This is a genomic window from Kitasatospora dryopteridis (genome assembly GCF_050749075.1).
Taxonomy (GTDB): Bacteria; Actinomycetota; Actinomycetes; order Streptomycetales; family Streptomycetaceae; genus Kitasatospora.
Map to the genome: position 1 here is coordinate 5,149,967 of NZ_CP192749.1, position 12,357 is coordinate 5,162,323.

Genomic DNA, 12,357 nt, shown 5'->3' on the forward strand with positions numbered 1-12,357 from the left:
AGTGCATCCGGCGCCTGCGCGCGCCGCGCGCGCCTCGGCCGTCCGGGTGTCGCCCTCCGATTTCATCTGCATGCGGAGAGTGGTCGCCGATCTGCCATGGCGGCCCCCCACGACACGAGAGGTGCCCGATGACGGTCGAGACGGAGCCCCAGCCGGCCGGTGCCCAGGAGCAGTTCCAGCTCAGCCTGAGCACGGCGGCGGCGCGGAACCTCGCCACCACCACCAAGTCCCAGCCCCAGATGCAGGAGATCAGCTCCCGCTGGCTGCTGAAGTCGCTGCCGTGGGTCCAGGTGTCCGGCGGCACCTACCGGGTGAACCGGCGGCTGAGCTACGCCGTCGGCGACGGCCGGCTGACGTTCGTGAAGACCGGTTCCCGGGTGCAGGTCGTCCCGGCCGAGCTCGGCGAGCTGCCGCTGCTGCGCGGCTTCGAGGACCCGACGGCGCTGGGGGCGCTGGCCGGCCGGTTCGTCCAGCAGGAGTTCGAGCCCGGCCAGGTCATCGTCGAGCGCGGCCGCCCGGCCGACCACGTCTTCCTGATCGCGCACGGCCGGGTCGAGCAGATCGGCGCCGGCAAGTACGGCGAGGAGACGGTGCTCGGCGTGCTCGCCGACGGCGCCTCCTTCGGCGGCCACGTGCTCGCCGGGCCGGACGGCGACTGGGAGTTCACCGCGAAGGCGGCCACCGCGGTCACCGTGCTGGCGCTGCCGCACCAGGCGTACCAGCTGGTCGCCGCCGAGTACCGGCAGCTGCACGACCACGTCCGGGGGCTGTCGGGCAACGGCCACCGGCCGCAGAACAGCCACGGCGAGGCCGCGATCGAGATGTCCGCCGGCCACGTCGGCGAGCACACCCTGCCGGCCACCTTCGTCGACTACGAGGTCGCGCCCCGCGAGTACGAGCTGTCCGTGGCGCAGACCGTCCTGCGGGTCCACACCCGGGTCGCCGACCTCTACAACAAGCCGATGAACCAGACCGAGCAGCAGCTGCGGCTGACCATCGAGGCGCTGCGCGAGCGCCAGGAGCACGAGCTGGTCAACAACCCGGAGTTCGGCCTGCTCAACAACGCGGACTACGACCAGCGCATCCAGACCCACTCCGGCCCGCCCACCCCGGACGACCTGGACGAGCTGCTCAGCATGCGGCGCCAGACCACCCACCTCTTCGCGCACCCGCGGGCCATCGCCGCCTTCGGCCGCGAGTGCAACAGGCGCGGCCTGTACTTCGGCACGATCGAGGTCGGCGGCCACCACCTGCCCGCCTGGCGCGGGGTGCCGCTGCTGCCCTGCGGCAAGATCCCGGTCACCGGCGGCCACACCACCTCGATCATCGCCATGCGCGCGGGCGAGGCCGAGCAGGGCGTCATCGGCCTCAACCAGACCGGCCTGCCCGACGAGTACGAGCCGGGCCTCAACGTGCGCTTCATGGGCATCGACGAGAAGGCCGTCATCAACTACCTCGTCAGCACCTACTACTCGGCGGCGGTCCTCGTCCCGGACGCGCTCGGAATCCTCGAGAACGTCGAGGTCAACCGCCCGCTCGGCTGAACGCCCCACCGCAGTCCGGGGCGGGTGCGCGCAGCAGCTGCAGCGAGCGCCCGCCCAGCACGACGCTGCCCGGCGCGCTGTGGCGGGCCGGCCCGGCCCCGTCCGCCGGGGCCGCGGTGTCGACCACCGTCTCGTAGCGGTCCGCCCACGGTGCACCGGGCAGCCGGAAGACGACCGGCTCGGCGCCGGCGTTGACCAGCAGCAGGAAGCTGTCGTCCGTCACCGCCCGGCCCTGCTGGTCGCGCTCGGACATCGCGCTGCCGGAGAGCAGCATGCCGAGCACCGCGGTCGGCGCGAACCAGTCCGCCTCGGTCATCTGCTCGCCGCGCGGGGTGAACCAGGCGAGGTCGCGCTGCCCGCCCGGCACCGTCTCCCGCCCGGAGAAGAACGCCCGCTGGCGCAGCACCGGGTGGGAGCGGCGCAGCCGCACCAGGGTGGACACCAGGTCGGTGAGGGAGGCCCAGGCGGGGTCGTCCAGCAGCGACCAGTCCATCCAGCCGGTCTCGTTGTCCTGACAGTAGGCGTTGTTGTTGCCGTGCTGGGTGCGGCCGAACTCGTCGCCCGCGGTGAGCATCGGCACGCCGCTGGACAGCAGCAGGGTGGCGAGCAGGTTGCGCAGCTGGCGGTGGCGCAGCCCGCGCACGGCCGCATCGTCCGTCTCGCCCTCGGCGCCGTGGTTCCAGGACCGGTTGTCGTCGGTGCCGTCCCGGTTGTGCTCGCCGTTGGCCTCGTTGTGCTTGCGGTTGTAGGAGACCAGGTCGCGAAGGGTGAAGCCGTCGTGCGCGGTGACGAAGTTGACCGAGGCGTAGGGGCGGCGGCCGCCGCGCTGGTAGAGGTCGGAGGAGCCGGAGAGGCGGTAGCCGAGCTCCCGGACGTCCGGTCTGGCACCGCGCCAGAAGTCGCGCACGGTGTCCCGGTACTTGTCGTTCCACTCGGCCCACAGCGGCGGGAAGCCGCCGACCTGGTAGCCGCCCGGGCCGACGTCCCACGGCTCGGCGATCAGCTTGACCCGGCTGAGCACCGGGTCCTGGGAGACGGCGGCGAGGAAGGGGTGGTGCATCTCCACCCCGTCGCTGCCGCGGGCGAGCGCCGCGGCCAGGTCGAAGCGGAACCCGTCGACGCCCATCTCGCCCACCCAGTACCGCAGCGAGTCGGTGATCAGCCGGACCACGTGCGGCTGCCGGGTGTCCAGGGTGTTGCCGCAGCCGGTGTAGTCGGCGTAGCCGCGCCGGCTGCGGTCCAGCCGGTAGTAGCCGCCGTTGTCGATGCCGCGCAGCGACAGCGCCGGGCCCATCACCCCGGCCTCGGCGGTGTGGTTGTAGACCACGTCGAGGATCACCTCGATGCCGGCCGCGTGCAGCGCCCGCACCATCCGCTTGAACTCGCCGACCTGCCCGCCGCGGCTGCCGGAGGCGGAGTAGCCGGCGTGCGGGGCGAAGTAGCCGAGCGTGTTGTAGCCCCAGTAGTTGGTCAGGCCGCGGGACTGCAGATGGTCCTCGCTGACGTGGTGGTGGACGGGCAGCAGCTCCACCGCGGTGACGCCCAGCCGGGTGAGGTGGGCGATCGCGGCGGGGTGCGCCAGGCCCGCGTAGGTGCCGCGGAGGTCCGGCGGCACGTCCGGGTGGCGCATGGTGAAGCCGCGCACGTGCATCTCGTACAGAACCGTCTCGGCCCACGGGGTCTTCGGCCGCTGGTCGTCGTACCAGTCGTCGTCGTCGTGGACGACGACCGCCTTGGGCACGTACGGCGCCGAGTCCCGGTTGTCGCGCACCGTGTCGGCGACGTCCGGCTCGGGCCAGCCGCGGACCGCGGTGCAGGTGGCGTCGTGGCTGGTGTACCGGCCGTCGATCGCCCGGGCGTACGGGTCGAGCAGCAGCTTGGCCGGGTTCCAGCGGGCGCCCGTCCACGGGTCCCAGCGGCCGTGCACCCGGTAGCCGTAGCAGGTGCCGGGCAGCACGCCGGGCAGGTAGCCGTGCCAGGTCTGGAAGGTCTGCTCGGTCAGCCGGTGCCTGGTCTCGGTGCCGTCCTCGTCGAAGAGGCACAGCTCGACGGCCTCGGCGCCGGGCGCCCACAGCGCGAAGTTGGTGCCGCAGCCGCCGTCCGGGGCGGTGCGGAAGCGGGCGCCGAGCGGCTGCCAGCTGCCCGGCCACGGGTCGGGGGGCGCCGGCTGCGGGGCGGTGGGGCGCCCGGCCGCCGGATGGCGGCCGCTCCCGGGGCGCGTGCTCCGTCCCAGCTCCTGCCACGCCGTCATCGCCGCACCCTCCCTGCGCGGGGGTCCCGTACCCGCTCTCCAGTTGTTCCCTGATCCCGTGCAGGTGTCACGTGGCCGATCGTGTTGTGACGCTGGGTGAACGGGAGGACGTCCACGGGGTGGCGCGGCCGAGTGTCCGGTGCTCCGCGGCATGGTTGCACCAGGTGCGGGCGGTCCGCGCCCGGACGGCGGAGGACGGGGGAGCGGCATGCCCGCCATGGCACGGCGCTGGGCGCTGCGGGCGGCCGCGGCGGGGCTCGTCCTGCTCGCCGGATGCACCGGTGCGCCGCCCGGTGGTGACGGCGCGTCGCCGGACGCCGGCCGCGGCGGGCCGCGGATCTCCCGGGCGGCGATCGCCGCGGTGCCGGCCGACGGCACCCAGGACGTGCACTCCGACGCCGAGGTGGCCGTCACCGTGGCCGAGGGGAAGCTGCTGTCGGTCCGTCTGGCGGACGACCGCGGGGTCGCCGTGCCGGGGCGGACGGCGCCCGACGGCAGCCGCTGGATCCCGGAGGAGCCGCTCTCCCCGGCCACCCCGTACACCGTGGACGCGGTCGCGCAGGACGCCGACGGGCTGCGGGCCGACCACCACTCGACCTTCGTGACGGCCGGTCCGGCGCACAGCGTGGCCGCCTTCCTCACCCCGGAGGACGGCGTCACGGTGGGGGTGGGGATGCCGGTCTCGCTGCGCTTCACCCGGCCGATCGCCGACCGCGCCGCGGTGGAGCGGGCGGTGACGGTGACCGCCGACCCGCCGGTGCCGCTGGCCGCGCACTGGTTCGGCAACCGGCGGCTGGACGTGCGGCCGCAGCACTACTGGGAGCCGGGCACCCGGGTCACCGTCTCGCTGCGGCTGAAGGACGTCGAGGTCGCGCCCGGCGAGTACGGCACCCAGACCAAGGACACGGACTTCACCGTGGGCCGGGCCCGGGTCTCCACCGTCGACACGGCCGCCCGCACCCTGACGGTCCGTGAGGACGGCGTCCCGGTGCGCACCCTGAAGATCACCGCGGGCGGCCCGCAGCACCCCACCTACCGGGGGATCATGGTGATCTCGGAGAAGTTCGCCGAGACCCGGATGAACTCCCGGACGGTCGGCCTCGGCGACGAGTACGACATCAAGGACGTGCCGCACGCGATGCGGCTCACCGACTCCGGCACCTTCCTGCACGGCAACTACTGGGCCGACGAGGCCGTGTTCGGGACGGCCGACACCAGCCACGGCTGCATCGCCCTGGCCGACCGCCGGGGCGGCGACCCCGAGTCCCCGGCCGGCTGGTTCTTCGAGCACTCGCTGGTCGGCGACGTCGTCGAGGTGCACGGCGACACCGGCGCGACCGTCCCGCCCTCCAACGGCCTCAACGGCTGGAACATGCCCTGGCCCGCCTGGCTGGACGGCAGCGCCCTCGGTCCCCCGGACACCCGATAGGACTGTCGGGCCCCCTGACGGGGCACCCTCACAGCGCTGCGTCAGGATTCACCGAACCTGCCGAAGATTCACTCATTCGGGCCAGTTATCCTGGCGTGCCGCGCCCGCCGGTCCGCCCGGAGGGGGTGCGCGCGGAAAGAAGTCCGCGCCCCGGTGAAACCGACCCGGGCGGCGGCGCGTGTATGCAGCGTGAACACCGGGAGGGGAGCAACCGTGAAGGCGGTTCAGGCGGCCGAGGCCGCGATAGTCAGAGGTGCGGCCGGATCGGACCGCACCCGCCGCACCGCCCGCACCGCGGCGGTCGCACTGGCCATGGGCGGCGTCCTGCTGTTCACCGCCGCCTGCAACGGCGACGGCGGATCGGGCGGCTCCAAGAGCTCCGGCGGCTCCGGCGCCAGTGCGAACGCGGACGCCTCGGCCGGCGGCTCCACCACCCAGGCCGCCCCCAAGACCTCCGCCGCGGTGCTCAGCGTGAGCGCCAAGGACGGTGCCACCGACGTCCAGCCCGGCGGCCTGACCGTGACGGTGGCGAGCGGCAAGCTCACCTCCGTCGAGGTGAAGGACAAGAACGACAAGGCGGTCGCCGGCACCATCGCCGCCGACGGCCTCAGCTGGAAGCCGAACGCGCCGCTCGCGGTCGGCATGGCCTACACGGTCAACGCGCAGGCCAAGGACGACGCCGGCCTGCCCGCCGCGATCTCCTCCGCGTTCACCACGCTGACCCCGGCGAAGAAGGTCAGCACCAACGACAACATCGCCGACAACGCCACCTACGGCGTCGGCATGATCGTCTCGGTGTCCTTCAACAAGCCGGTCAAGAACAAGGACGCCGTCGTCAAGGGCATCACCTTCGAGACCAGCAACGGCACCACGGTGAAGGGCCACTGGTTCGGCAGCCAGCGCCTGGACTTCCGTCCGGCCGAGTACTGGAAGCCCGGCACCAAGGTGACCGTCAAGTACCGGCTGAAGAGCGTCGAGGTCTCGCCCGGCATCTACGGCGACGTGGACCGCGACGAGCCCTTCACCATCGGCCGCTACCAGGTCAGCACCGTCGACGCGGCGAAGCACACCATGTCGGTGGCGAGCGGCGACGGCTCCGCCAGGACCATCCCGATCACCGCGGGCAACGACCAGAACCCGTCCTGGAACGGCACGATGGTCATCTCCAGCAAGGAGAAGGTGACCCGGATGAACTCGGCCACCGTGGCCAACGTCAAGGGCGACGAGTACGACGTCCCGGATGTGCCGCACGCGATGCGCCTCACCACCACGGGCACCTACCTCCACGGCAACTACTGGGGCAACGCCTTCGGCAAGTCCAACGCCAGCCACGGCTGCGTCGGCCTGAAGGACGTCAAGGGCGGCAGCGAGTCCTCGTCCGCCGGCACCTTCTTCAACAGCTCGCTGATCGGCGACGTGGTGAAGATCGTCAACTCCAAGGGCCGCCAGGTCTCCCCGGACAACGGCCTCAGCGGCTGGACGCTCTCCTGGAGCAACTGGTAGGCCTGCCCCTCCACCCGGACACCCGCCACGGCCCGGCCGCTCCCCGTCGAGCGGCCGGGCCGTTGCTGCTTCGTGACCGGATCGTCGCACGCCCGGCCGCAACCCGCGGTGCCTCCCGGAGCGTTCAACAGGTGGGGATCGCGCAAGGGAGTGCGCGACCGGACACGGGGGGAGTTGCCATGGGGTCGGTGCGCAGAGGTCTGACGGCGGGTGTGCTCGGGGGAGCACTGGTGCTCGCGGCGGCGGCCTGCGGCCCGTCCGGCGAGGGGAAGGACGCCACCGCGTCCAAGGCAGGTACGACGGCGGCCAGGCCCAGGCCCACCGTCCCGGCCGCCGTGGTCGCCATCGAGCCGAAGAACGGCGCGACCGACGTCAAGCCGTCCGGCACCCTCAAGGTCACCGCCACCGGCGGGAAGCTCACCGCCGTCAAGGTCACCGGCCAAGGCGGCAAGGAGGTCCCCGGCGCCGTCTCCGCGGACGGCCTCGGCTGGACGCCCTCCGCCGCCCTCGCCGTCGGCGAGCAGTACAGGGTCACGGCCCGGGCCACCGACGCCGACGGCCTGGAGACGACCGCCGAGAGCACCTTCACCACGCTCACCCCGAGCAAGAAGATCGGTGCGGACGTCAACATCGACGACAACGGGACCTACGGCGTCGGCATGATCGTCTCACTGCGCTTCAGGAAGCCGGTGGAGAACCGCGCCGAGATCGAGAAGGCGGTGGTCTTCGAGACCTCCGACGGCACGGTGGTCAAGCCGCACTGGTTCGGCAAGACCCGGGTCGACTTCCGCCCGGAGAAGTTCTGGACGCCGCAGACCAAGGTCACCGTCCACTACCGGCTGAAGAGCGCCGAGGTCGCCCCGGGCGTGTACGGCGACCTCCAGGGCGACGACCACTTCACCGTCGGCCGCTCCCGGGTCAGCACCGCCGACGTGGCCACCCACCGGATGACCGTGGTGGAGAACGGGCAGACCGTGGACACCGTGAAGTTCACCGCGGGCAAGGCCGGCTTCGACAGCTGGAACGGCACGATGGTCATCGAGGAGATGGCCCGCAAGACCCGGATGTCCTCGAACGGCGTCAGCGGGATCCGGGCCGGCGACGAGTACGACCTCGACGACGTGCCGCACGCCCTGCGCCTCACCGACACCGGCACCTACGTGCACGGCAACTCCTGGGCGATCGGCTCGATGGGCCGGGCCAACGCCAGCCACGGCTGCATCGGCATCGCCGACACCCGCTACGGCAGCGACGGCACCGACGCCGGCCGCTTCTACAACGCGTCAATGATCGGCGACGTCGTCACCGTGGTGAATTCCAAGGGCGAGCAGGTCTCCGGCGAGAACGGCCTGAGCGGCTGGAACGTGCCCTGGACTGCCTGGTAGGCCCTCAGGCGTGCCGCTGTCATATGTCCGCCCGCCGTGATCGTTTGCTCATTGTCCGTACGCACCCGCATGCGTTCCGCAATGATGTGGGCCATGGCGGGATGGCGTGAGGCGGACCAGGCGTCGAATCGGGTGCTCGGCACGGCCGGTGACGATCCGTCGGCCCGCCCCGCCCTCGCGCTGGCGGCCCTGGAGCGGCTCACCGCGCGGGAGCTGGAGCAGGCCGCCTTCGAGCTGCTCCGCGACCCGGCGGCCGAGGAGGAGGTGCGGCTGCCCTCCCGGCCGGAGTCGGCCCGGATCGCCCGCCGCCTGGTGCTCGCCGTGCTGCGCTGCTGGGAGCTGCCGCAGCAGCAGGACGCGGGCGAGCTGCTGGTCGCCGAGCTCGTCGCCAACGCCGTCCGGCACGCCGGGGGGCGCACGGTGGGCCTGAAGATGGCGCGCCGGCCGGGCTGGGTGCGGATCGAGGTCCGCGACTCCTCGCGGGCGCTGCCCTGCATGATCGTGGCGGCCGAGCGCGGCGGCACCGAGAACGGCAACGGCCTGGTCCTGGTGGACGCGGTCTCGGACCGCTGGGGCGCCGACCTGATGCCCCGCGGCAAGGCCGTCTGGTGCGAGCTGAGGGTCCGCGAGAGAGCCGTCTGACCGGCGGGTGCGCGGTGCCGGGAGACGAGGCGCCCGGGGACGAGGTGCCCGGAGATGAGCAGGGCCCCCGTTCCGCTCGGTGTGCGGTGTCGGGGGCCCGTGCGCGTCACCGCGCGGCCAGGGGGGTGCGCGCCCGCGGTGGAAACGGCCGAACCGGGTCGGTGGAGGCCGTGGAATGCCTCTACTTTCGCACGCCGGGACCGGTCTGGACAAATCGATCCAAAGGTGCGGGCGGCCCGTAACCTTCGAAGACTTACCAAAGTCGGATGAACGGCCTATGAATGCTTGCCGTCCGGCGCTGCAGCCCGAAGCGGCCTCCGGGTCGGGGCGGTGCTCGGCCCGGTCAGCACTCGATGACGTTCACCGCCAGGCCGCCGCGCGAGGTCTCCTTGTACTTGATCTTCATGTCGGCGCCGGTCTCCTTCATGGTCTTGATCGCCTTGTCGAGGGAGACGTGGTGCCGACCGTCGCCGCGCAGCGCCATCCGGGCCGCGGTGACGGCCTTCACGGAGGCCATGCCGTTGCGCTCGATGCAGGGGATCTGGACCAGGCCGCCGACCGGGTCGCAGGTGAGGCCGAGGTTGTGCTCGATGCCGATCTCCGCGGCGTTCTCGACCTGCTCCGGGGTGCCGCCGAGGACCTCGGCGAGGCCGCCGGCCGCCATCGAGCAGGCCGAGCCGACCTCGCCCTGGCAGCCGACCTCGGCGCCGGAGATGGAGGCGTTCTCCTTGAAGAGCATGCCGATCGCACCGGCCGCCAGCAGGAAGCGCACGATGCCGTCGTCGTCGGCGCCGGGGATGAAGTTCATGAAGTAGTGCAGCACGGCCGGGACGATGCCCGCGGCGCCGTTGGTCGGTGCGGTGACCACGCGGCGGCCCGAGGCGTTCTCCTCGTTCACCGCCATCGCGTACAGGGTGACCCACTCCATCGCGTTCGCCGGGCCGATGCCCTCGGCGCGCAGTGCGCGGGCGCCCGCGGCGGCCCGGCGGCGCACCTTCAGCCCGCCCGGCAGGATGCCCTCGCGGCCCATGCCGGCCGCCACGCACTCCTGCATGACGTGCCAGATCTCCAGCAGCCCGGTCCGGATCTCCGCCTCGGTGCGCCAGGCCTTCTCGTTCTCCAGCATCAGGCCGGAGATCGACAGCCCGGTCTCGCGGGTGAGCCGCAGCAGCTCCTCGCCGGTGCGGAAGGGGTAGCGCAGCACGGTGTCGTCGGGCTTGACGCGGTCGGCGCCTATCGCGTCCTCGTCGACCACGAAGCCGCCGCCGACCGAGTAGTAGGTCTTCTCCAGGACGGGCACGCCGGCCGCGTCGTAGGCGGCGAGGGTCATGCCGTTGGCGTGGTACGGCAGCGAGCGGCGCCGGTGCAGCACCAGCTGGCTGTCCGGGTCGAAGGCGATCTCGTGCTGGACGTCCTTGTCCTGGGCGAGCAGGCGCAGCCGCTTCTCCCGGTGGATGCGCTCGACGTCGAGGTCGGCCTGGTCGACGTCGACGGTGCGCGGCGAGTTGCCCTCCAGGCCGAGCAGGACGGCCTTGGGGGTGCCGTGGCCGTGGCCGGTGGCGCCGAGCGAGCCGAACAGCTCGGCCCGCACCGAGGCGGTGCGGTCCAGCAGCCCCTCCGAGTTGAGGCGGCGCGCGAACATCCGGGCGGCGCGCATCGGGCCGACGGTGTGCGAGCTGGACGGCCCTATGCCGATGGAGAAGAGGTCGAAGACGCTGATGGCCACGGGGGGACGTCCTTGTCTGGTCTCGTGGAAGGACTTGCTGGGTGACACGGTTCGGGGCACCGTGCGCACTGTCCAGTGTGCTCGGTGCCCCGGAATTCCCGGCGAACGGCCGGGGTGGGGCCGTTCGCCGGGAGGAGACGGACTACAGCTCGGGGTAGAGCGGGTACTTCGCGGCCAGCGCCGTCACGCGGGCCTTGAGGGCGGTGGCCTTGGCCTCGTCGAAGCCCGGCAGCAGGGCCTCGGCGATCACGTCGGCGACCTCGCGGAAGTCCTCCGCCTGGAAGCCGCGGGTGGCCAGGGCCGGGGTGCCGACGCGCAGGCCGGAGGTGACCATCGGCGGGCGCGGGTCGTTCGGGACGGCGTTGCGGTTGACCGTGATGCCGACCTCGTGCAGGCGGTCCTCGGCGTCCTGGCCGTTGAGCTCGCTGTTGCGCAGGTCGACGAGGACCAGGTGCACGTCGGTGCCGCCGGAGAGCACCGAGACGCCGGCATCCACGGTGTCCTGGCGGAGCAGGCGCTCGGCCAGGATCTTCGCGCCCTCGAGGGTGCGGCGCTGGCGGTCCTTGAACTCCTCCGAGGCGGCGACCTTGAAGGCCACGGCCTTGGCGGCGATCACGTGCTCCAGCGGGCCGCCCTGCTGGCCGGGGAAGACCGCGGAGTTGATCTTCTTGGCCCACTCCTCCTTGCAGAGGATGACGCCGCCGCGGGGGCCGCCGAGGGTCTTGTGGGTGGTGGTGGTGACCACGTCCGCGTACGGCACCGGCGAGGGGTGCAGGCCCGCGGCGACCAGGCCGGCGAAGTGCGCCATGTCGACCATGAGCAGGGCGCCGACCTCGTCCGCGATGCGGCGGAACTCGGCGAAGTCCAGCTGGCGCGGGTAGGCGGACCAGCCGGCGATGATCAGCTTCGGCTGGTGCTCCTTGGCCAGGCGCTCGACCTCGGCCATGTCGACCTGGCCGGTCTTCTCGTCGACGTGGTACGCGGCCACGTTGTAGAGCTTGCCGGAGAAGTTGATCTTCATGCCGTGGGTGAGGTGGCCGCCGTGCGCCAGGCTCAGGCCCAGGATGGTGTCGCCCGGCTGGATCAGCGCGAACATCGCCGCGGCGTTCGCCTGCGCACCGGAGTGCGGCTGGACGTTCGCGTGCTCGGCGCCGAACAGAGCCTTCACCCGGTCGATGGCGATCTGCTCGGCGACGTCGACGTGCTCGCAGCCGCCGTAGTAGCGCTTGCCGGGGTAGCCCTCGGCGTACTTGTTGGTCAGGACCGACCCCTGGGCCTCCATGACCGCCACGGGGGCGAAGTTCTCGGAGGCGATCATTTCGAGGGTGGTCTGCTGGCGGTGCAGCTCGGCGTCGACCGCGGCCGCGATCTCCGGGTCGAGCGCGTGCAGGGACTGGTTGAGAACCGTCATGAGGTGGGGTCTCCCCGTGGAGCGAAGGGCCAGGGCGGGGCGGCCGCTGCGCTGCGGCCGCCCCGGAGAGCGGGCGGTCAGCCGCCGATGAAGGCGGTGTACGCGTCGGCGTCGAGCGTCTTGCCGGTCTCCTCGACGCGGACCTTGAACAGCCAGCCCTCCTCGAACGGGGAGCTGTTCACCAGCGCGTTGTCGTCGAGGACGGCCTGGTTGACCTCCACGACCTCGCCGGTGACGGGCGAGTACAGGTCGCTGACCGACTTGGTGGACTCCAGCTCGCCACAGGTCTCACCGGCGGTGACCGTGTCACCGACCTCGGGGAGCTGGACGTACACGATGTCGCCGAGGGCGTCCGCGGCGTGCGCGGTGATGCCGATCGTCGACACCCCGTCCACGGCGGCGGTCAGCCACTCGTGCTCCTCGGTGTACTGCAGGTGCGTGGGGTTGCTCATGGCGTCATTCTCCA

9 protein-coding genes are annotated in these 12,357 nt (G+C 72.2%); 5 read left to right on the top strand and 4 right to left on the bottom strand.

The features are described 5' to 3' along the window. Positions 1-128 precede the first annotated feature (128 nt). Positions 129-1,544: a family 2B encapsulin nanocompartment shell protein gene (locus ACQ614_RS23400; protein WP_431680604.1), complete on the top strand. Its 1,416-nt coding sequence runs from the start codon at positions 129-131 to the stop codon at positions 1,542-1,544. Here ACQ614_RS23400 and glgX read toward each other — a convergent pair. After that, a complete protein-coding gene (gene glgX / locus ACQ614_RS23405) occupies positions 1,525-3,795 on the bottom strand; it encodes a glycogen debranching protein GlgX (RefSeq protein WP_431680606.1) in 2,271 nt (756 codons plus the stop codon). The two genes, ACQ614_RS23400 and glgX, sit on opposite strands and share 20 nt — an antisense overlap. Positions 3,796-4,003: 208 nt before the next feature. On the opposite strand from glgX, the gene ACQ614_RS23410 reads away from it, so the two are divergent. The 4 genes from ACQ614_RS23410 (at position 4,004) to ACQ614_RS23425 (ending at position 8,754) form a co-directional block, all read left to right on the top strand. After that, positions 4,004-5,224 (top strand): L,D-transpeptidase, encoded by a 1,221-nt coding sequence (locus ACQ614_RS23410; protein ID WP_431680607.1) that lies wholly within the window; start codon positions 4,004-4,006, stop codon positions 5,222-5,224. Positions 5,225-5,437: 213 nt separating this feature from the next. After that, on the top strand, positions 5,438-6,727 hold the full coding sequence (locus ACQ614_RS23415) for a L,D-transpeptidase (RefSeq protein WP_431680608.1): 1,290 nt from the start codon (positions 5,438-5,440) through the stop codon (positions 6,725-6,727). Between the two features lie 179 nt (positions 6,728-6,906). Further along, entirely contained in the window at positions 6,907-8,112 is a 1,206-nt protein-coding gene (locus ACQ614_RS23420; RefSeq protein ID WP_431680609.1) for a L,D-transpeptidase, read from the top strand. Positions 8,113-8,205: 93 nt separating this feature from the next. Further along, positions 8,206-8,754 (top strand): ATP-binding protein, encoded by a 549-nt coding sequence (locus ACQ614_RS23425; protein WP_431680611.1) that lies wholly within the window; start codon positions 8,206-8,208, stop codon positions 8,752-8,754. A 343-nt stretch (positions 8,755-9,097) separates the two neighbouring features. Here ACQ614_RS23425 and ACQ614_RS23430 read toward each other — a convergent pair whose 3' ends face one another. The 3 genes from ACQ614_RS23430 to gcvH all read right to left on the bottom strand — a co-directional run bounded on the left by ACQ614_RS23430 (position 9,098) and on the right by gcvH (position 12,343). After that, entirely contained in the window at positions 9,098-10,480 is a 1,383-nt protein-coding gene (locus tag ACQ614_RS23430) for an L-serine ammonia-lyase (protein ID WP_431680612.1), read from the bottom strand. Positions 10,481-10,622: 142 nt separating this feature from the next. Beyond that, positions 10,623-11,891, bottom strand: coding sequence for a serine hydroxymethyltransferase (gene glyA, locus ACQ614_RS23435; protein WP_363491617.1), 1,269 nt, complete (start codon positions 11,889-11,891; stop codon positions 10,623-10,625). Between the two features lie 77 nt (positions 11,892-11,968). Beyond that, positions 11,969-12,343, bottom strand: coding sequence for a glycine cleavage system protein GcvH (gene gcvH / locus ACQ614_RS23440; RefSeq protein WP_363491616.1), 375 nt, complete (start codon positions 12,341-12,343; stop codon positions 11,969-11,971). Positions 12,344-12,357 lie beyond the last annotated feature (14 nt).